11 protein-coding genes are annotated in these 22177 nt (G+C 35.8%); 8 read left to right on the forward strand and 3 right to left on the reverse strand.

Annotation, left to right across the window (positions count from 1 at the left end):
• Positions 1-178: 178 nt before the first annotated feature.
• From FC64_RS00100 to FC64_RS00110, 3 genes are all read left to right on the forward strand, one after another.
• Positions 179-1483, forward strand: coding sequence for a Na+/H+ antiporter NhaC family protein (locus tag FC64_RS00100; protein WP_057905983.1), 1305 nt, complete (start codon positions 179-181; stop codon positions 1481-1483).
• Entirely contained in the window at positions 1483-3510 is a 2028-nt protein-coding gene (locus FC64_RS00105; protein ID WP_057905984.1) for a glycosyltransferase family 39 protein, read from the forward strand. The genes FC64_RS00100 and FC64_RS00105 overlap by 1 nt, the downstream gene beginning before the upstream one ends.
• A 68-nt stretch (positions 3511-3578) precedes the next feature.
• Complete coding sequence (locus FC64_RS00110) at positions 3579-5219, forward strand: 6-pyruvoyl-tetrahydropterin synthase-related protein (protein WP_202987221.1); 1641 nt, start codon at positions 3579-3581, stop codon at positions 5217-5219.
• A gap of 56 nt (positions 5220-5275) precedes the next feature.
• Here the strand turns inward: FC64_RS00110 and FC64_RS00115 are convergent, their stop codons facing one another.
• Positions 5276-6277: a glycosyltransferase gene (locus FC64_RS00115; protein WP_057905986.1), complete on the reverse strand. Its 1002-nt coding sequence runs from the start codon at positions 6275-6277 to the stop codon at positions 5276-5278.
• A gap of 102 nt (positions 6278-6379) precedes the next feature.
• A complete protein-coding gene (locus FC64_RS00120) occupies positions 6380-6730 on the reverse strand; it encodes a YlbF family regulator (protein ID WP_057827108.1) in 351 nt (116 codons plus the stop codon).
• A gap of 349 nt (positions 6731-7079) precedes the next feature.
• Here FC64_RS00120 and tyrS point away from each other — a divergent pair, with 349 nt between their 5' ends.
• Positions 7080-8333 (forward strand): tyrosine--tRNA ligase, encoded by a 1254-nt coding sequence (gene tyrS / locus FC64_RS00125; RefSeq protein ID WP_057905987.1) that lies wholly within the window; start codon positions 7080-7082, stop codon positions 8331-8333.
• A gap of 184 nt (positions 8334-8517) precedes the next feature.
• Here tyrS and FC64_RS00130 read toward each other — a convergent pair whose 3' ends face one another.
• Entirely contained in the window at positions 8518-10425 is a 1908-nt protein-coding gene (locus FC64_RS00130) for a DUF2207 domain-containing protein (protein WP_202987222.1), read from the reverse strand.
• 139 nt (positions 10426-10564) lie between these two features.
• Here FC64_RS00130 and FC64_RS00135 point away from each other — a divergent pair, with 139 nt between their 5' ends.
• The 4 genes from FC64_RS00135 to FC64_RS00150 all read left to right on the forward strand — a co-directional run bounded on the left by FC64_RS00135 (position 10565) and on the right by FC64_RS00150 (position 22160).
• Positions 10565-12385, forward strand: coding sequence for a hypothetical protein (locus FC64_RS00135; protein WP_057905989.1), 1821 nt, complete (start codon positions 10565-10567; stop codon positions 12383-12385).
• Positions 12386-12535: 150 nt separating this feature from the next.
• Positions 12536-15340, forward strand: a complete 2805-nt coding sequence (locus FC64_RS00140) for a peptidoglycan amidohydrolase family protein (protein ID WP_057905990.1) — start codon at positions 12536-12538, stop codon at positions 15338-15340.
• A gap of 266 nt (positions 15341-15606) precedes the next feature.
• Positions 15607-20154 carry a glycoside hydrolase family 70 protein gene (locus FC64_RS07265; RefSeq protein WP_081035579.1) on the forward strand — a complete coding sequence of 1516 codons (4548 nt, stop codon included), beginning with the start codon at positions 15607-15609 and terminating at the stop codon, positions 20152-20154.
• A 368-nt stretch (positions 20155-20522) separates the two neighbouring features.
• Positions 20523-22160 (forward strand): hypothetical protein, encoded by a 1638-nt coding sequence (locus FC64_RS00150; RefSeq protein WP_202987223.1) that lies wholly within the window; start codon positions 20523-20525, stop codon positions 22158-22160.
• Positions 22161-22177: the final 17 nt, after the last annotated feature.

The raw sequence follows: 22177 nt of genomic DNA on the forward strand, positions 1-22177 counted from the left end.
ATCCCTCTTGAAACGATGGAAGATGAAATTACAATCCTAAAATAATATCCTAAATATACTTCCTTTTCACAAGATCTGGTGGTAAGTATTAATTGAATACTTGCTGACAGGTCTTGTTTTTTTATTATGCTTTAGGCGATAATAAGAAAGGTGATTTAAAAAGCAAAGAGGTAATATTATGGAACCGAAACGTAATAAAGGAAGTTTTTGGGGACTTGTTCCATTGCTTACATTTTTGGTGTTGTACATCATTACCGGTGTTTCAACGCATAATTTTAATAGTATGCCATTAATGATTGGAATTTTAATTGCGTCAGCAGTGGCCTTAATAATGCATAAAAAGGGTGAAGTTAATCGAACGACGTTTGCCGAGCGAGTAACTAAATATTGCGTTGGTGGGGGCGATGACGGCCTGATTCTAATGGTGATTGTTTTTTTGCTTGCCGGCGGGTTTTATGGGGTCTCCAAGGGTATGCATGCCGTTGATGCAGTTACGAATCTAGGGCTAGATATTTTACCCGTGAAATTAATATTACCCGGGTTATTTTTAATTGGTTGTATCATTAGTTTTGCGATGGGGACATCCATGGGGACTGTTGCGGCATTAATGCCGATTGGAGTATCGCTGGCATTAAAAGTTCATGGAAACATGGCATTATTTTGCGGTACGGTCGTTGGAAGTGCAATGTTTGGCGATAATTTGTCAATGATTTCTGCTTCAGTTATTGCAGCAACACGTACTCAAGATGTAAGTACGATGAAGAAGTTTAAAACTAATATTGTAATGCTATTGCCAGCAATCATTGCGAATTTGATTTTATTATCAATTCAGCCTATCGGTCAAGGAGCCCATTTAAGTGGTAGTCATCCGTACGATCTATTGAATCTTTTGCCATATATTTTAGTTATTATTCTTTCATTTACGGGGATGCACGTTATCTTAGTTTTAACTATCGGGATTCTAACAGGAGTTATAATTGGTGTTTTTCATGGCGACTTCTCACTTGTAAAATCAATGACGGTTATTCATAACGGGATGATAAGCATGGAAGACATGGCCCTAATTGCGATTTTAGTTGGCGGTTTAGTTGCCTTAATGGATTATCTCGGCGGAATTGATTGGATCATTGATGTTTTGACCAGCAGAATTAAGTCTGCTAAAGGCGGCGAATTTGCAATTGCTGGATTGGTAAGTTTACTGGATATTATTACTACAAATAATACTGTTTCGATTATTACAGCTGGACCATTAGCTAGAGATATTGGTAATCGATTTGGAATTTCGGCTCCGCGGATTGCAAGTGACCTGGTTACCTTTTCATGTGCCTTTAACGGATTGATTCCGTATGGTGGGCAATTACTAGTCGCTGCAGGGTTGGCGAAGATCTCACCAATGCAGATTGTGCCGTATAGCTGGTACTGTTTGTTAATGTTGGTATCAAGTATCGGGTTTATTTTGTTGAGTTGGGATAGGAGAAAATAATGAAAATAAAGAACCAAATTCAAAGAATAATTTATATACTAGCATTTGTTATTGGCGTGATTATTTTTTACAATGTTTGTTTTTATCCAGGCCAAATTTATGGGGATAATCGCAGTTTACCAGATGTTTTATTAATAATTTGTTCTGCAATTGTTCTTTTTATTTCAATCTTACGTTTTTCAAATTTTTTCAATAAATTCAAGTATCGAAAAGTTATTTATGGAATAGTTGTTGCTTTACAAGTTACTATTCAAGGTTATTTGGCTTTTCATATGATTGGAGTACTGGGAACTGATGACATTCATGTACGATTACAAATAGGAAAACTTCTTCAAAATAAGTATTCATGGTTGCCCTATTTTTCGTATGCTCCCAATAATATTGGAGTGGTTATTTTTGCAACCTGGTGTGTTCGATTTATTAAGTTATTAGGATTTTCCACAGGTGTCGCCATTAATATTTTCAATTTGGTTTGCATCGACATTGCAATTGTATGTGGGTGGATAATTTTAAGGAAATTAAAGCATATTAAAGCTGCGGATATCTATTTTGTATTGGTAAATTGTTTTAGCCCCCTTGTCTTAATGGCATTTATTATGTATGCAGATGTTCCTTCAGCTATGTTTTGTATCTTAGGAATCACATTGTTTATTTTTTATTTGAAGGAAAAAAGGAAAATAAAGTATTTATGGCTTGGTTTATCAGCTTTCTTTATTGCGTGGGCCTCCTTTACTAAAGAAAATGCAATTATTTTATTAATTGCATCGATATTAACGATCTTATTGGCGCTTAAACCTAAAAAAGCCATTATTACGTTAGGAATATTTTTGAGTGTTTTTGGGGTTACTTCGGCAACACAGCAAACTTTAAAAAAAGCTGATAACTTTCAAATGATAAAATCAATGAATTTCCCATATACATATTGGATAGCCTTGGGATTAAACCCAGGGACAAATGGAACATGGAAACCTAATTCACCGTCGATTCCAGATCCGAATAGTGATACTGCTCGCTTTGCAACAAAAGAAGAGAAAAATCTCCATGATGTTTACTTAATAAAAAAAGAAATACATGAAATGGGAATTCGTGGCATCCTTGGTTTGTATTCAAAAAAAGTTAATGAGCAATATTCAATGGGAACAAATGGAGTAGAAACAAAAAGTTATTCGACTCGAAGTAACTATTTCCCGATCTATGAGTATTTGTATGGTAACAAAAGAGATTTTTTGTTCTTTATTGATCAGATTATTTGGTTGATTTTTCTGGTTGGATTTATTATTGAAACTGTTTTTTTGGTCAGAAACTTAAATGAAGATGGTATATCTTCACTTATATTAAGTCTTTTTATTATTGGAATTTTCTGTTTTCATATTTGTATGTGGGAAGTTCAACAAAGATACGGTTTCATTGCGTTATTACCATTAATTATTATGGCGTGCTTAGGACTAGAAAAGATTTCAATGGGAAAAGTTTCAGTAAAACAACATGTTTTGCTTCCAAGTACTGGAATGATATTGATTGGATTAGTATTAGGGACAATTAATTCTTTTCCATTAACAAATAATACTCAAAGTACAGAGATTGTTTATGGCCACAATTTCCCAACAGATTCAATTGAGCTGAAGCCGGGAGAAAGAATAACGGAATCCAATACCGTGAATACTTGGTTTAATCAGGTTAATCTTAATGTTCCTAATGATAAGAAATTAGAAATGGCTATTCAACGAAAAAATTCATCAGATGTAAAGGTAAAAAATGGGATAGCAAAACATTATTTTCCTGCGGGGACTTATAATGTGGTCATAAAAAATAATGGGACGAAACCGATTAAAATTGGAATTCTAAAAAGTTCACCGTTGGATGTTTTAGGAAATCCAATATCTGGAAGTAAAGAAAATTATTTATGTTATAATTTCTTCCAAAATAAAAAGGTTGTCCCAATTTCAAGTGTGATTCTTTATGGATGGTTAATTTTAATGTTAATATTATTATGGTCAAACTATTTAGAAATTAAATCAGATGAATAGAAATCAGTTGTAATTCACTTTGGAGATGAATTACAATTGATTTTTTATTACCGTTGATTTTGGTAAAGATGGATATATTTTTAAGGAGATATAGAATTGATATGGAAAGAAAAGGAAAAATCGTTAGTTTTATTAAAGTATTGTTAATTATGGCGGTATTTTCAGTAATCTTTATAATCGTTGGCGGCGGCCGGCGATGTTTAACCCTTTATAATTCAGACTTAGCTTTTCACCTTAATCGAATAATTGGAACAGAAAATGTTCTCACTCATCCGATAAATTATACAGTGTTTCACCAGCTAGGATTAGGAGTAAATTATTTTTATCCATGGTTAACGATTTTACCAATTATTTGGCTAATGAAACTGACGCATTCGATTGCAGTTGGTTATATGTTATTTCTGGTATTATTTAATACAATAACGGGAGTTATCGCGTACTATTCTATAAAACCAATATATAAAAATAATTTGAAATCTTTAACTTTTTCAATTTTGTATCTCTTCTTATTTTATCGTGGATTGGATTTATACCGGAGAGCTGATATTGGAGAGTATATCGCAATGACATTTATGGTTGTTGTCTTTAGTACCTTATATCAGTTAATAATGGGGAAAGCGAAGACATGGATACCATTATCATTAGGAATGGCTTTGATAATTTATTCCCATTTATTATCAGCGATAATTACAGTTATTATGTGCTGCTTAATGTTAGTCTTGACTTGGAATTATGAAAAAAATTGGAAATTTACAATTGTTGAGTTAATTAAAAGTATTGGCGCAGTTTGCTTGTTAAGTTTGGGATTTTTGTTCCCATATTTCCAACAAATGAAATCCGGGATAAACCCGCCTTCTTCTGAAAATTTGTCTAAACTGGCCTTAGGTGTAACAAATTTATTCAATAATTCTTTGAGTAATTCTTGGGGCGATAGTCTATATACGATTCCGTCGCTGGGAATTGTTTGTTTGATTTTCTTAATAATTGGAATTGTTAAAACTAAAAATACAAAATTTGAAAAAATGATTTACCTGTTAGGACTTATTAGCGTGATTTTATCAACCAAACTGTTTCCCTGGAATTTATTTCAAAAGCATTTTGCGTTGTTGCAATTTCCGTGGAGATTCCTCGAAACTGCTTCGATTTTCTTACTGATGTACGGTGTTTCCGCTATGCTAAGTTCGAAGAGCTTTAAATCGGTTGGACTGATTATTTGCTCAATTATGTTTTTCTATTTCAGTGCAAGCAGTGTCGAGAATACAGTCAAGGCAAGCGATCAGGCGTCAAGCCAAAATATCACTAATATTTTGTCCTATGATACCTCTGATTATGTCCCTCAAAAAGCTGTAAATAATCACAGTATAAACGAGCACCAATTTTTTAATGGGAATAACAAAAAAATAAAATTGGCTCACACAGAGACCTCGACGAAATACATAATTAATTTACATTCATATAAAGGAGCGATAATTAACACGCCAGTTTTATATTATAAAGGTGAAAAGGTAACAATTAACGATAAAGAGCTTTCAGTCAAAGAATCATCAAGAGGAACAATTGAAATTTTAGATGTTCCTCAAAATGGAAAGATTGAAATTACAAGTCAATATACAAAATTTGCAAGAACGGGACAGCTGATATCCGTCATCTCGTTTCTTGTCTTAATGGTTTTAATGATTCGAAGTTATTTTAGAACTAAGAATTATTAAGGAGTGAATATAAAAAGTACAGTTTTGTTAGTTCAAAACTGTACTTTTTATGCTTTTTATATATTTTTCAACGCTTCCAATGTATGCTTTCCTGTTCTTAACTCTTCCGCAACTCGATGAACGTTCTTTTTCATTTCATTGTATTGTTTTGGCGTGATTTGAGCAATTTCATTATCTAAATTAGCTAAATCATCAATTACGATCCCAAGGTTATTTTCAATGATGAAATCAGCTAAAGCAGCTTGTTTCCATAGGATTACTGGAAGACCTGAACTTAAGTACAACGAAATTTTATGCGGATCATTGTACTTTTCGTAATTTCCCATTAATCCATCGCATTCGTGAATACTATCGCCATCCCAAACAAGTCCGAAACTTTGAGTAAGAAATTTTGCCAGCTCGTCAGGCTTTTTAACTCCTTGGTAAGTAATATTTTGTGGGTAATGTTCAGCCGGTTTCGGACCAAACAAATCAATTTGAGTGTTAACGGTTAATTTCGTTAAAAACGTTGATTTTTCCAGGTTGCCTGCAAAAACAACGTTGCGGTTAAAGGCATTATCGTTGATTGGCAAGGCGGTCAAGTAATCAAAGATTTCAAGGGTGACCATTGGCGTTGTGATTCCATGATCTTCAAGCCATTGTTTCATTTTGTTGTTGTGAACGATCAGTCCATCAACGGAATTAAAAATTTTCAACTCGCGTTGCCAATCCTTAGCTTGTTGATAACGCAATGCCGCAACGTCATGAATTAACAAAACAAGCTTGGCGTTGGGATTATATTTGCGTAATTCCTTCAACGAAATATCGGTTGTGAAATTAAAGTAACCGGCATATTGGAAAACAATCAAATCAGCATTAGTTTGGTATTGCTTTTTCAATCCACCACAATAAGATTTAATTAAAAATGCAAGTTTGCTTAAATGTGAAGGCGGGTTAGTAATGATCATTGGTTTGAACCCGGCTTTTTGGGAAATCTGAATAATATCGTCTTTCGCTTTAGAGCCAGCGTTTGTTCCGTTAACGGCACTTTCGCTGATTGTTGCGATTATTTTTTCCATAATTAAGAAACCTCGTTCTTTTTAATATCTTCAGTAATCTTACTATACTTCAACTAAAAAAGGAACAGCGGCCTGAACCGCTGTCCCCTTTGAAAAATTTAATTAGTCGTTTAAATCATAAACGTCATTGATTGGTTTAATGATGATTGAATTAATGTCGTTTAATAATTGATTTAATGATTGTTCAGCAGCCATTAAGTTCTTAACGGCGTCCATATCGTTCATCTTTTTAGCCAATTCTTGAAGTTTTTTCACGTCTTCTTCTTTTGGTTGTTGACCATTTAATTGAGCGTTGCGTAAAACTTCTTGTAATTCACTGAATTCTTTGTACATGCTGAATGCAACTTGGTCTTGTTTTAAAGCTGCAAATGCGTTTTGAACAGCCATAAATTGTTGAGTTTGTGGTAAGTCACTTGCAACTTGGTTTACTGAATCATAAATATTTACAGTCATGGATAATTCCTCCTTTGAACTTATACCTAAATTCTATCATAATGTGAAAATAGTTGATAGAATCGCGATTGTTGATGTTGACCGTTAAATGAAATCATGCTTTAATAAAAGCAGAATATCAGCATCGAAAATTCAGTAGAGCATCACCCACTGGTTCAGAAAGTTAGCGGTTGCTGGAAGCTAATCCATGGTGAGAATCGAATTACACTTTCATTTTAGTGATGCACCGGACTGGCGTTTTCCAGTAAGAGGCACGTTTGTGTAAAGTTGGGTGGTACCACGACTGAGTTCGTCCCTGGAGTAATTTCCAGGGACTTTTTATTTGGATGCGAGGTAATGGAGGTAAAACATGGACATTTTAGAAGATTTAAAATGGCGCGGCGCAATCAATCAGGAAACTGATGAAGAAGGCTTACGCGAATTATTAAACGAAAAGAAAATTTCATTATACTGTGGAACGGACCCAACTGGTGATAGCTTACACATTGGTCACTTGATTCCGTTTATCATGTTGAAGCGGTTTGAAATGGCCGGGCACCATCCATACATTTTAGTCGGGGGCGGAACGGGCTCAATCGGCGATCCAAGTGGCCGCAAGACAGAACGGCAATTACAAACCAAGGAACAGGTTGAACACAACGTGCAAGCATTAACGGAACAAGTTACCCGGCTTTTTGGTGGCAGCGGACACGTAACATTTGTGAATAACTTTGATTGGCTTTCACAATTCAATTTATTAGATTTCTTACGCGATTATGGGAAAGAATTCAACGTTAATACCATGATCCGGAAAGACGTTGTTGCCAGCCGGTTGGAAAACGGGATTTCATTTACTGAATTTACATATCAAATTTTGCAGTCGATTGACTTTTTGACATTGTATCGTGATCACGATGTGCAATTACAAATCGGCGGATCAGATCAATGGGGCAACATTACTGCTGGAATTGATTTGATCCACAAAAAAGAAGGCCAGGATGCAAAAGTCTTCGGGCTGACGATTCCATTGATGCTGAAGGCTGATGGAACTAAATTCGGAAAGACTGCTGGCGGCGCTGTATGGCTTGATCCAAAGAAGACATCACCATATGAATTCTACCAATTCTGGTTAAATCAAGATGACCGCGATGTTGTGAAATATTTGAAGTACTTCACCTTCTTAAGCCATGATGAAATCGATGTATTAGCTGAAAAGGTAAAGACGCAACCCGAAAAGCGGGAAGCGCAACGCGCATTAGCCCGTGAAGTAACGACTTTTGTTCACGGCGAGGACGCAATGCATGAGGCCGAAAAAATCTCTGAAATTTTATTCAGCGGTGACATCAAAGAATTGACAGCTGAACAAGTTGAACAAGTCTTTGGTAAAATGCCATCCGTTGAAGTTTCACGTGAAAAACAAAACCTTGTAATTTGGTTAGTTGATAATGGCATTGAACCATCGCGGCGGCAAGCCCGGGAAGATGTTAAAAATGGTGCGATCCGGATCAACGGTGAACGGATTCAAGATCTTGAATATGAACTTGATCCAACCGCTGCTTTTGACGGTAAATATGTTGTTATCCGGCGCGGAAAGAAGAAATACTTCTTGGCAAAGGTTAAATAAAAAAGGTGGGATAAGACATTAAAATGAGCATGGTGGAAGCAGAAAAGCGAACGAATCGCGGAGCAAAGATTCGGAGATTTTGAATTAGTTTTACGTCATCACTCTCCCGTTTGTTTTGAAACCCAATTATGCGAATATGGTAAAAGAGGTTGCGACCTATGTCACAACCTCTTTTTGTTTTATTTTAAAATGCACCATCGCCGGAATTACCGCCAAAGCCACCAGAACTTCCAAATCCGCTGCTGGAAGAAGAGGAGTCTCCGCCGGACGCAGAGCTTTTAACATCAGAGAATGTTATGCGAACTTTGACGTAAAAATATTTTCCGTCTGTTTTTTCATAATAAAAATCATTACCATGAAAAGACGAAATAAATTCTGCCTCCGAAAAACTTTGATGGAGACGATCAAGAATTTTCGGTGCGAGGCCAAATCCTGCAGCATATGGCAAAATATCTTTCCATAAAGTTAAATCATCAAGCTTTGAATTTTTGAAATTACTTGTATCGTGAAGCATCTTTTTAAAACCGGAAATTTTAATATATTTTTCCAAACCCTCTGTATTAAAATTTGTATTACGATGATAAGTAAAAACCGAAAGCAGTGAAATAGCTAAACATAAGAGTGCAATGGCGATAATTTTTCCACTGTCGAATATTGAGACTTCAATGATTACCCACACGCTTAAAATAATTAAAGTAGCAATTAAATATTTTCGGTTGTTTTTGGAAATTTTATCAGCAAATGAAATGGTGTATTGTTTTTCAACGGTTGAAAGATATTCATTAAACCAATTATCAAGAGCAGTTAAGAATTCTTTTGCTCGCTGTCGATTTCCTGATGCTATTTTTCTTAATTGATTGAGAGTAAATTTATGACCATCACCGATAACGTAAAATAGCAGACTGTATATATCTTCTTTTTTAGAAAATTTTCCATTAATAATTGAAGAATCCTTGAGCGTTATTTGATAGTCACTATCATCCTTTATTTGGGGACCGGATTTCTTTAAAAGGACTTCATAATTGTTAACGATACTTTCGATTTTAATTTTTCCCTCGTTATGAAGTTGAAGAAGTTCACCAATAAAAGTATTAAATTTATCAACAGTTTCGCCGGTGAAAACAGATCCGCGTTCTTTTAATAAGGCATTGGCCATTCCGACGGGCATTGTTGGAATATCAAAGTTATGCGGAATTTCACCAACTTTAAGAATCCGTGCTTTTTGGGCTTTTCGTCTAACGATCAAGAAACGAAGAACAGCGTATCCGATGATAATGAGCGGAAGCAGACAGTAATTCAGGAAAAATAAAAGTTCTCGTTCATGGGTGATTTTCTTTTCTTGCGCAATCGTTTTGCTAATAATTTTCGAGTTTTTAACATTTGGATTTTGGGCGGTAACTGATTTCGGGAAAAGAATATCTGTTTCAACGTATGTATTAGCTGGAAGTTTCTTAATAGCAAGACTCAAAGTTCCATCTTTAGCAGAAATATTTTGGGTATGGGATGCATTGCAATGCATCCAGGCCTTAAATGGAGTTAGACTTTTCTGACCAAAATTAAATTTAATATGGATGTTTTTTTGCGTTACATCAGTATCATTTCCAATCACTTTGTAATTTAAGCGCGCAGCATCCGCGTAATTGGTGATGGCATCGTCCATTGTAAAGACATAACGAATCGTAACATTGTTATCACACTTGACAGAGTGATACGTCTTGATTAAGAAAGTATCGTCCTTGTCTCCCTGGGTAACAGTGTATGTATTATTGTTTTCAGAATCATTTTGTTGGATTGGTTTGAGTTTGGCGTTGTTATCTGCAACCTCAACTTTTTCGACATGATACGGTGAATTGGTTTTCGGTAGTTCTTGTTGATAGGTCAAGCCATCTGCATAGTCATTGAAATGATAGGTTACAGTTCGCGTTAATCGCACTGCTCCGTTTTTTTCAATTTGACAATTAATGTTAAGTTTACTGATCGTATATTCAGGACCATCATCTTCGGCGTGAATTGGTTGTAATGCAATACCGCCAATTATCAAAATGAACGTGATAATGGTCACGATAAAAGAGCGCTTTTTTGAATTGTTCATCATTTCTCCATCCTTTGTTTTTAATATTAAAAATATAACGTAATTTGGATGTTAAAACAATCTGCGGTATCTGCCTTATTTTCTTTATGATATACTTCTAAGCGATAAGTCAGAATATTATTTAGGTAGGAAATTTAAAATGGACGAAGCAAAGAAAAACAACTCAAATCGAATTAATAACCTAATTGCGGTTATCATTTTCTTCATTATGGCAATTGTAATGGTCATGCCCTTGATTAGAACAAGGAAGATTGCGGTGGGGATTGACTGGTGGTTTCATTCTTCACGGATTGAACAAATTTATCGTAATTTAAAAGCAGGAGTATCATTTACATATATTGCGACGTCGACGTTTGGTAAAACGGGTGCTGGCTCATTTCTTTTTTATCCGGATGCTTTTATGTATATCTGGGCACTTTTACGTTTTGTTTGTTCACCGGTAACGGCATATTATGTTTGGGTTGGAATTATTTTTTTTATGACCTTAATGATTAGTTACCTTTGCATGCAAAAGTATGCTCATCGACCATTACGGAGTTTCATTTTTGCGATACTATATACTGTTGCACCATACCATTTATATTTAAGCCCAGTAAATTGGGCTTTGGGAGAATTTGTTGCGTATGCGTTTTTGCCACTTGCCTTTTTAGGAATATACGAAGTTCTAATAGGCGATGTGCACCAATGGTATGTTCTGACTTGTGGAGTTGGATTAATTTTCTATTGCCATATTTTGAGTGTTTTTTTAACCTGCGAAATTATAGTAGCATTTTTAATTTGTCGGGTTATTAAGGGAAAGGGAATGGAATTTGAACGATGGATTGCGTTGATTAAAGCGGGAATCGTTACCCTGATTCTTGCCTTGCCAATTATTATTCCGTTGATTACGGATTTCTTTGGCAAGGGCCTTACCGGAACGTACTCAGGAGTGCGAATTGTTCAGCAACTGGGGACAATTATGACTGATTCGATTGGAAACATAGCGACCAATGGAAGTATCGGGTTAGTTTTACTATTGGTAATTTTAACAGGATGGAAATGGGTTGATCAAAAAACTCCTGAAATGTCAATGTATATTGCATCAGTTGTTTTATTGATCTTAGCCTCATCTGTTTTTCCGTGGGAAAGTTTTAATCACACTCCGTTAACGATTATGCAGTTACCAGTTCGTTATTTGTCTTATTCAATTTTTTTTGCTGCTATTGTTGGCTCACAAGGAATTGTAAAAATTTTAGATAAGCATTTTACCTTTACAAGAGTTAGGATTCCTGTGTTAGTGATGATAATTCTAGCGGTTGTAGGGACAATGAGTTACTTTGGCTCAATTCTTTCAATGACGACTAAATTGCAAAATAGCCAGGTTAATAAACCGTTAATATTAAACAAACTGAAACCGGACCAACATCAGGTATTGATGAATAAGATTGTTACAAATGAAAATTATGAAGATCAGTTTGCATATTGGGGAGCAACTGGAACGGCGGATTATTTTCCAACAACGGTTTTGGACCACGGCCATTTCTTTGATTATACGGTCTTACAGCCACAACAGGCTTTAACACGGGATAAGCCGTTAAATGATTTACTGTTGAGGAAAGCATATATCAATGGGAAGTCACTGGTCGTTGATCCGGTTGCTGGTCCTAATCGGTTAACATATGGAATTGAGGTTCATCATCAAAGTAAGGTAAATTTACCAGTGATTTGTTACGTTCATACAACATTGAAGGTTAACGGGCAAAGGGTTACGCCACAATTGAGTTCACGTGGAACGGTCGAGCTGAATCTTGCGCCTGGAAGTTATCAGATCGAGGTTGGCTATCAGCCTTCTAAGGCTTATTTTATTGGTTTAGGAATTGCACTGATTGCGTGGTTGCTGCTTTTTGTACGAATTGTTTTTCATCGGAAAAATCAGCAGTCGAGTAATCCTCATGCTAAAGTGTTAAATTCAAATTATTAAAAGATAATGACATAACCATATCATTAAAGTGATAAATACCAGTGTTAATTCAACTTAGCACTGGTATTTTCTATAAAAATATAATATTAAATTTTTTACTTGTATGTTATACTTTTAACCGTTAGCAAAAAGGAAAGGGATATTCATTTTATGTTTGATGAAAAGACACATTATAAGATGTACAAAAGTGGTAAAAATTGGGCTTTTGGCGCCATCACAACTGCGACCTGTTTACTGGGGTTGAACATGGGAGCAGTAACACATGCCAATAATGTTCAATCAATTTCTCAAAATACACAACCAAAGAATGGATCAAGCGTTCAATCAAAACAATCAAGTCAACCATCACAGCAGGTGGTATTAAAGAGCAGTCAAAAATCACAATCATCTTCAGTTGCAGCTAAGACGACAGTCCAGGAACAACCTCAAGTAACGAACTTTGCAGCTGTTCCTTCACGCAGTTCACAAGCTAGTCCAGTTCAAAAACAATCAAACGTTCAAACAAATAAGTCAGCTAAAATTACAGTTCAAAAGAGCCAACCGGAAGTAACGAACTTTGCGGCTCAACCAACCAAGGTAACCAACCAAACGCAAACGGCACCTAAGAGCAATCCAGTTTCTTCATCAAAGGCAAATAATCAACAAGAAGTTAAAAACCAACAATCAGTTCAAGAACAATCAAGTTCACAAGCTCAACAATCGAGCTCACTTGATAAATATACTTTTGCTGAAAGTCACCCGGAAGCAAAGCAAGTAAGACAAAACAACAACTGGTACTTGCAAGAAAACGGCAAAAATTTAACGGGGTTCCAAAAGATTGCTGACCAAAATAAGATTTGTTATTATAATCCATCAAACGGTGCGATGGTGTATGGTCAACAAAAAATTGATAACAAATGGTACCTTTTTGACAAGGTAACTGGAGCTTTACAATTTGGTTATCAATGGATCGGTGATCAAAATAAAGAAGTTTACTATGATCTGAATAAAGGCAACATGGTGTATGGTCACCAGAAGATCAATGGTAAAGAACAATACTTTGATCCCGTAACGGGTATTCAAGCCAAGAACAGTTATGTATGGGATAAAAATGCCAATGCCGAATATTACTACGATGGTTTAGGTAACATGGTGTATGGTCAACAAAAAATCAACGGTCATTGGCAATACTTCGACTCAAAGACTGGAAAACAAAGTAAGAACCAATATGTTTGGGTCGGTAACCAAAACAAGTGGGTTTACTATGACGGCGTTGGTAACATGGTCTATGGTCAACAAAAGATCAACGGTCATTGGCAATACTTCGATTCAACTACAGGTGCGCAAGCTAAGAATAGTTATGTTTGGATTGGTAACCAAAATAAAGAAGTTTATTACGACCAAAACGGTGATATGGTTTATGGTCTTCAAACTATCCAAGGCAAGAAACAATACTTTGACCCAGTGACAGGTGCACAAGCTAAGAACAGTTACATTTGGGATAAAAATACAAATGGTGAATATTACTTTGATGGCTTAGGCAATGCAGTTTATGGTCAACAAAAGATCAACGGCAAGTGGCAATGGTTTGATTTACAAACTGGTAAGCAAGCGAAGAGCCAATTTGTAAATATTAAAGATCAAAACAAGATTGTTTACTATGATAGTTTGGGTAACATGGTTTACGGTCAACAAAAGATCAATGGTCACTGGTACTTATTCGATAAGGTAACGGGCGCGATGCAAACTGGTTTCCAGTGGCTTGGTAATTACGGTCAAAATAAGACATGTTATTATAATCCAGCAAATGGCCAAATGGAATATGGTCAACAAAGGATCAATGATAATTATTATTTGTTTGATGATGTAACGGGTGCGATGTATCGCGGAACATATGTTGATTATAATCATGGACACGCTCTTGAATTCTATGATAATGGTGGTCAATTAGTAACAGGCTCGTATAATAGTAGTGATCAAACATACCATTTTGCGACGGAACAAGAAGCTGCAGATTCAAAGGGTAAGCTTGTTGTTGGCCAATTAATGGCAAATGGTTTAATTAAATTTCAAGGAAACACATATGATGTAATCAATAACCAAGTCCAGACAGGTCAACAAAGAATTGACAATAATTGGTACTTGTTTGATAAGGATTCTGGTGCAATGCAAACTGGTTTCCAAAACTTAGCTCCATACGGTCAAAATAAAGTATGTTACTACAATCCAGCAAATGGCAAAATGGAATATGGTCAACAAAATATTAACGGTCACTGGTACTTATTTGACAAGGTAACGGGGGCGCGGTTAACTGGCTGGCAAAGCTTGGCTCCATATGGTCAAAACAAGGAATGCTTCTACAACCAAGATGGAACAATGCACTACGGCTGGTTAGATACTGACCGGTATAATTACTACTTTGATAATGTAACTGGTGCAGAATACATCGGCGGAAGTCATAACATTGACGGGCGTTGGTACAATTTTGATAATCAAGGACATTGCCTCGATTTTAATCAACGGGTAATTAATTGGTTTGAAAGTCGAAAGAACCATTTAACATATTCAATGTACGGTTCACGCAACGGTTCGGACAGAACGGCTGACTGCTCAGGTTCGATGACGCAAGCAATTCGTGATGCCGGTGCGGGACCATATTCACATTTGTACAATACGGATTCATTACATGGTTATTTACGCAATAATGGGTACTACCTTGTAACAGCTAATGGTAGTTTTACACCTGAACGTGGAGATGTTATTATTTGGGGTCGTCAAGGTGCAAGTGGTGGTGCAGCGGGTCATACGCTTGTAATTTCGCAAGGTGGAAATGATGCCCAATGTATTTCGACCTGTTACTATACAAATGGTCAACCAGGAACAGCTGTTCAAGAATTGCCATATAATTGGTACTGGCACTTAGACGATTGTCCATACTATTATGTATATCGTCAAGGCGATCAACATCGAAGTTAATAATTGAATTTATGGCTGTGATAAAGATCACAGTCTTTTTGATAGTTTATAACTATGATTCAAATTAATAATATACCAGTATGAAATTAAATTGTTTGAAACTTAACTGGAGACCACATAATTATCCTTAAGTTATATTTTTATACTTTGTTTTTAATTTATAATAAATAGTATAAATTTTTGTTTAATTTAAGTTCAAATACAGATTAGAAGGTATATAATAAAAGCATAAGTGATTGTTCAATTATTTTTAAGGAGTTACTAATATGGATAAAGAAGTAAAAAAACGTTTTAAAATGTACAAGTCTGGTAAAAACTGGGTTATTGCACCAATTGTTTTTCTAGGATTAACAGCTGGGCTTGGATACCAAGCTAATGTTAAAGCAGATAACGTTTCATCAGTTTCAAAAGCTGATAATGAAACGGCTCAACATTCGAAAAATAATTCATTAAGCAGTCAGAGTTCAGTTGCTTTGAAGAGCAGCGTTTCATCAACAAATACTGGTACACCCAAAGTTGAAACAACTAACTTTGCGGTTCAACCAGCCAAAGCACAATCTTCAAATGGTAGCAAAACGGCTACAACAAGTTCATCTGTTAAAGTAGATGCAAACAAGAAACAAGAACTTGCAGCTACTCCTGTAAATGATAAACAACAAACTGCTCAGCCAACAGTTAATACAAACAATACCAAGGCTGATGTAAATGGTAGTAAGCAGAGTAGTAACGTTGCTAGTGCAAATAAAAAAGTTAATGCAACAGCAAGTACAAGTTCATTAACAAGCAGTATTAAATCTCAAAAAGTCGAACAGGCTCAAGAACATGATGATGCTGTTCAAATTAAACAAAATGGTCAGTGGTATCTCCAAAACAGAAAAACACATCAAAATTATACTGGTTTCCAATATATAAAGGATCAGGATAAAACTGTTTATTATAATCCTGAAACTTCAGCGATGGTCTATGGTCAACAAAAGATTAATAACCAATGGTACTACTTTGACAAGATTACAGGTGCTATGAAACTGGGTTATTATTGGATTGCAGAACAACAAAAAGAAGTTTATTATGATCCAAATAAAGGTAATATGGTATACGGCCAACAAAAGATTGACGACAAGTGGCAATACTTTGATGGCGTAACTGGTGCGCAAGCTAAGAATAAGTATGTTTGGATTGCCGACCAAAATAAAGAAGTTTACTATGACGGCCTTGGTAACATGGTGTATGGTCAACAAAAAATCAATGGTAAGTGGCAGTGGTTTGATACGGTAACTGGTGCCCAGGCTAAGAATCAATATGTTTGGATTGCTGATCAAAACAAAGAAGTTTACTATGACGGTCTCGGAAACATGGTATATGGTCAACAAAAGATCAATGGTAAATGGCAATGGTTTGATACGGTAACTGGTGCGCAAGCTAAGAATCAATTTGTCGATATCAAAGACCAAAATAAGACGGTTTATTATGATGGTCTTGGTAATATGGTTTATGGTTGGCAAACAATCAACAACGGGAATTATTACTTCAATACGGTAACTGGTGCTCTTGAAACGTATCAAGGAAATGAACTTCCTGCTTCTTACGATTCAAGCTCGATGAATGAAATTAATGGTTACTTAAGTTGGGATGGATGGTTCCGCCCAGTTCAGTATCACCAAGATGGTAAAATGTGGGTTAAGTCAGGAGTGACAGATTGGCGCCCATACTTAATGTACGCTTGGCCGTCAACAGACATTGAAGCACAGTATATTCAATACTTCACAAATCATGGATATGAAGATCAGTCACTTGGGTTAACCCCTGACAGTGTTAAAGCCTTGTCCGGGAAGACACCGGTGGATATTTTAAATAATTATGCTAAAAATATGCGTGATTCGATTGAAAAGCAAATTACAAAAGCAAATTATTCAACAACTGGCCTTTCAAACACGTTAAAAGGATTTATAGCTACAATTCCAGCATTTACACGGACTTCGTTGTTACCTGTTGAAGATCAACCAGGGTTTAAAGTAACCAACATGGGAACCGATGCAAAAGATCAAATTAAATTTGTTAATAATGATTCAAAAAATCAAAAGCAAGGAAATACATCGTACGCAGATAGTGCATGGAGATTATTAGATCGTAATTTTGCTAACCAAAAAGGAACGACAAAGCCTAAAAATGATGAAATGATTGTTGGTAACGATATTGACAATTCTAATCCCGTTGTTCAAGCTGAAGTATTAAACTGGGAATATTATCTGATGCATTATGGTTCAATTCATAGCAACAATCCTGATGGTAATTTTGATGGTTTACGTGTAGATGCTCCTGATAATATTGATACTGATGTATTAGATCAAATGGCTCAGCTATTCAATGATATGTATCATACAAAACAAAGTGATGCTAATGCTGATAATCATCTAGTATATACAGAAGCATGGGATCCGACAGTTGCACAATTTTATAAAGACCATGGTCAAAAAGACATCTATTACGATACATATATGTTCTATAAAAACCAAGATGCACTTGGTAATAAACCTGGAAAACGAGGCAATTTGGAAGAATTAGTTAAAGGTGGGATCTGTTCAGGTTATTCAGTGGTTGATCGTGCAAATGATACTACCGAAAACCAGGCCGTTCCAAACTGGTCATTTGTAATGAACCATGATCAACGTGGTGATACTATTAAACAAATGATTATTGATGAACATCCTAATGATCCAAATGTAATGAGTACTGGATACAAACAAGAATACGCAAATGAAGCGATGGATCAATTTGTTAAGGATGAAGGACAAACAGTTAAAAAATATGCACCTTATAACGTGCCGTCAGAATATGCAGTTTTGTTGACAGATAAAGATACAATTCCGACAGTTTATTATGGCGACATGTATGTTGAAAATGCACCGTACATGTCAGAAAAGAGTATGTACTATGATGCAATTTCTACATTGCTCAAATTACGTAAAAAATATGTAAGCGGTGGCCAACAAATGCGAACTTATGATGGTGGCGATCTTCTTTCAAGTGTACGTTTTGGTAAAGGGGTAATGTCTGCTAATGATACGTCAGCTGATTCAGTTGCACGGACTTCAGGAATTGCAGTTGTGGTTGGCAATAACGCTTCAATGGGACAGAAGACAATCACATTTACCATGGGTAAAGAACATGCTAACCAAAAATATATTAATGTAATTAATACAACTGATTCTGGATTGAGTTATAATTCAAATGGTGTTCTTACAACTGATGCAAGTGGTAATTTAACAGTTACAGTTAAAGGATATGCAAATCCATATGTGAACGGATATTTAGGTGTATGGGTTCCTGAAGGTGCTGCGGCCGATCAAGATGCTACAACGACTGCTTCAACTTCAACTAATAAATCCGGTGACACATATCAATCAAATGCAGCTTTAGATTCACATGTTATTTATCAAGACTTTAGTTTGTACATGCCTGAGCCAACATCACAAAACGACGATGCATATGCACAAATCGCTAAGAATGCACAACAGTTTGCTGACTTAGGAATTACTGATTTTTGGTTTGCTCCACCATATCGGAATTTCTCAATGAGCTGGTATAATGAAGGATATTCAGTAACTGATCGCTACGATTTAGGTTCAGATCAGAATCCTACTAAATACGGTACAGGTGATCAATTAGTAGCTGCAGTTGCTGCATTACACAAAGCAGGTTTGAAATGTCAAGTTGACTTTGTTCCAAATCAATTAGTGGGTCTTTCAGGAAAAGAAGTTATTACTGGAACTCGGACAGATAGTTTCGGAAAACAAATGACAATGAATGGCAAAACGCTTACTAACCAACTAATTGAAATGTATACAATTGGTGGTGGCCAAGGGCAAGAACAGTACGGTGGTGCTTTCCTTGATCAATTAAAGAAGGATTACCCAGATTTGTTTACAACCAAGGCCATTTCAACGGGTGTTGCACCTGACCCAAGTGTTAAAATTAAACAATGGTCAGCTAAATACGAGAACGGGGCAACGTTACAAGACCTTGGAACAGGTTTGCTAATGCGTGAGACTAATGGGACCTATGATTATTTAAATAGTAATGGTAATACGACATTCGCTACAACATTGCCAAAATCATTGACGGATGAACAGTATTGGATTCAGGACTCAGCCCAACCAGGATGGCACACATATGGTAACGCTAAGTATTATATTAATCAAAATGGTTCAATGGCTTTAGGTAAGCAATTGATTAATGGACTGAATTACTATTTTGATCCATCAAATGGTCAACTAGTTTCAGTTGACGACGGTCAGAAATTTGTAAATGGTCACTGGCAATATTTTGATCCAGCTACTGGAAAACAGGCTAAGAATCAATATGTTTGGATTGCTGATCAAAATAAAGAAGTTTACTATGATGCAAATGGTGATATGGTTTATGGCCAACAAAAGATCGATGGCAAATGGCAATATTTTGATCCAACAACTGGTGCGCAAGCTAAGAACCAATACGTTTGGATCGGTAACCAGAACAAAGAAGTTTACTATGATGGCTTAGGCAACATGGTATACGGCCAACAAAAGATCGATGGGAAATGGCAATACTTTGATCCAACGACTGGTGCGCAAGCTAAGAATCAATATGTCTGGATTGGTGACCAAAATAAAGAAGTTTATTATGATGGTTTAGGCAACATGGTTTATGGTTGGCAAACAATCAATGGTAAGAAGCAATATTTTGATCCAGTAACTGGCGCACAAATAAAGAATGCAACGGTTACAATTAATGGTAAGAAATATACATTTGATAAGTTAGGTAACCTTGTTGGTTAGTTGAAAAAGATATAAAATCGGGCTTCATGAAAGAAGTCCGTTTTTTTTACTTTTCAAAGATTTTGTTCAACAATTTATGTTGATTCATAAGTTATAGTCTTGTCAGTATTCATCACAAATATTTATATAGCGATGTTCTTCGCTCTTTGAAGAGGTCAACGTTTTTGAAATTTGTATTTAAATTATTTACTGAAAGAGTTTGTCGTTTTTGGGTTAAAATGTTGGCAGTTCTTATGATGCTGTTAGTTTTTAAATGTATTGGAGATATTTCATCAACATTTAAGCAATTCTTTTACTTTCATAATTTGACTAAAGTTTAATTGTAAACTAACATAACACTTGAGTCTTAAAATTAGGTGAATAATGACATGAAAAATGAATTACAAACAAGTATTTTAAAAAAAGGCAACGGCTATTTATATTTAGTAATAAAAGGCACAATAATAACGCTAGGGTTTGCAGCACTTATGTTGTTAGTTCTTACAACATTATTAAGACGAGAATTTATTGCAGCCTACTCAGAGTGGCCGTATATTCACAAGAATAGTTTCAGATTTATTCTTTGCACGCTTGTGACAATCATAATCATTATTTGGGGACGTAAACTACTAAAAAACGTTGATCCGCGCCGGGGATTTTTGGTTTTTACGGGCGCCTTTTTGATTGCAGGACTCTTTTTAGTTATCAATATGCCGACAAAGTTAAATGAAGCTGATCAGTTATTTACATTAAAGGCTGCTAATCAGATGAATCATGGAAACTTCATTTCATTGCAGTTAGATAAGTTTCACCCCTCGGTTTTACCGTTTGAAAAGAATCTTGGCGGATATTTGGCAATTTATCCATTTCAGTTGGGATACGTGACTTACTTACGATTGTTAGAATGTTTCAGTACGAATATCCGATTCTTTTACTTGCTAAATGTTTTAATATTTCTTCTTATTAATTATCTTTTATATCGGATCGTAAAACTTGTTACTAAAAATAATTGGCTTGTTATGAACTGGACGCTGCTTTTAAGTTTTGCGTTCTTACCAGAATTATTTTTTGTCCTGTTTATTTATGGTAATATTCCTGGTTTATGCGCATGTTTGGCAGCCGTTTATTTTGGATTAAAACTGATCATGGATGATTCACATGGACGTTTTACATGGCTATGGTGTGTCTTGTTATTTGTGCTTGCATATCAATTAAAGAGTAATTATCAAATTGCAGTTCTTGCATTAGGAATTGTATTTGTTTTGCATGCCATTAAGTATCGGCGTTACAAGTTGATTGCGATGCCGTTGATCACGTTTGCCTTGATGTTGGGGTCAAATAAGCTTGTTACCGCGGCTTACGAGGCTGAATCAGGACTTCATCTTTCGAAGGGGCTTCCAATGATCACGTATGTAGCAATGGGATTAGAGCCGCAAAATAATCAGGGACGCGGAGCAGGATGGTACGATGGTTATACGATTAATCTGTATGTTGCAAACCATTTTGATTCGAAGAAAACGATTCAAGCAGCTAAAGCTAAAATTAAAGATGAGCTGAAGTCTTATTCAAACAACACTCGTGAAGCAGGCCAATTCTTTAAAGATAAATTTGTTTCAACGTGGGCCGATCCAACTTTTGAATCAGTGTGGATCGCACCGTACTTTGCAAGACCGCGAACGGCAATTTTAAATAACATTTATTATGGCAATCGTTTTTCATTGAAACATCCGCGCATTGTTAAATGGTATCAGAAATCCATGAAGCCAATTTCGGCATGGTGCAATATTGTGGTTGTTACGATTTTGGTACTGGCGGCAGGACTTATTTTATATAAAAAGACAAAGTTAAATCCATATGCTACCTTTGCGATCCTATACTTAATGGGAGGAATGGCTTTTCATCTAATGTGGGAAACCAAGAGTCAGTATGTCTTTCAGTATATCGTCTGTTTGATCCCGGTGGCTGCAATGCTGTTAGGTGAATTTGACGATCTTGACTCAGAAGGCAGTTCCAAAAAAGAAAAATAAATGATGAGAGATTGTGA

It is taken from the genome of Ligilactobacillus araffinosus DSM 20653 (genome assembly GCF_001435375.1).
GTDB classification, from domain to species: domain Bacteria; phylum Bacillota; class Bacilli; order Lactobacillales; family Lactobacillaceae; genus Ligilactobacillus; species Ligilactobacillus araffinosus.

What these genes read in the sequence shown, in the direction of transcription:
- FC64_RS00135 (WP_057905989.1), top strand. Translation starts at nt 10,565, where the DNA reads ATGGACGAAGCAAAGAAAAACAACTCAAATCGAATTAATAACCTAATT.
- FC64_RS00120 (WP_057827108.1), bottom strand. Translation starts at nt 6,730, where the DNA reads ATGACTGTAAATATTTATGATTCAGTAAACCAAGTTGCAAGTGACTTA.
- FC64_RS00115 (WP_057905986.1), bottom strand. Translation starts at nt 6,277, where the DNA reads ATGGAAAAAATAATCGCAACAATCAGCGAAAGTGCCGTTAACGGAACA.
- FC64_RS00110 (WP_202987221.1), top strand. Translation starts at nt 3,579, where the DNA reads ATGGATATATTTTTAAGGAGATATAGAATTGATATGGAAAGAAAAGGA.
- FC64_RS00140 (WP_057905990.1), top strand. Translation starts at nt 12,536, where the DNA reads ATGTTTGATGAAAAGACACATTATAAGATGTACAAAAGTGGTAAAAAT.
- FC64_RS00100 (WP_057905983.1), top strand. Translation starts at nt 179, where the DNA reads ATGGAACCGAAACGTAATAAAGGAAGTTTTTGGGGACTTGTTCCATTG.
- FC64_RS00105 (WP_057905984.1), top strand. Translation starts at nt 1,483, where the DNA reads ATGAAAATAAAGAACCAAATTCAAAGAATAATTTATATACTAGCATTT.
- FC64_RS00150 (WP_202987223.1), top strand. Translation starts at nt 20,523, where the DNA reads ATGAAAAATGAATTACAAACAAGTATTTTAAAAAAAGGCAACGGCTAT.
- FC64_RS00130 (WP_202987222.1), bottom strand. Translation starts at nt 10,425, where the DNA reads ATGAACAATTCAAAAAAGCGCTCTTTTATCGTGACCATTATCACGTTC.
- FC64_RS07265 (WP_081035579.1), top strand. Translation starts at nt 15,607, where the DNA reads ATGGATAAAGAAGTAAAAAAACGTTTTAAAATGTACAAGTCTGGTAAA.
- tyrS (WP_057905987.1), top strand. Translation starts at nt 7,080, where the DNA reads ATGGACATTTTAGAAGATTTAAAATGGCGCGGCGCAATCAATCAGGAA.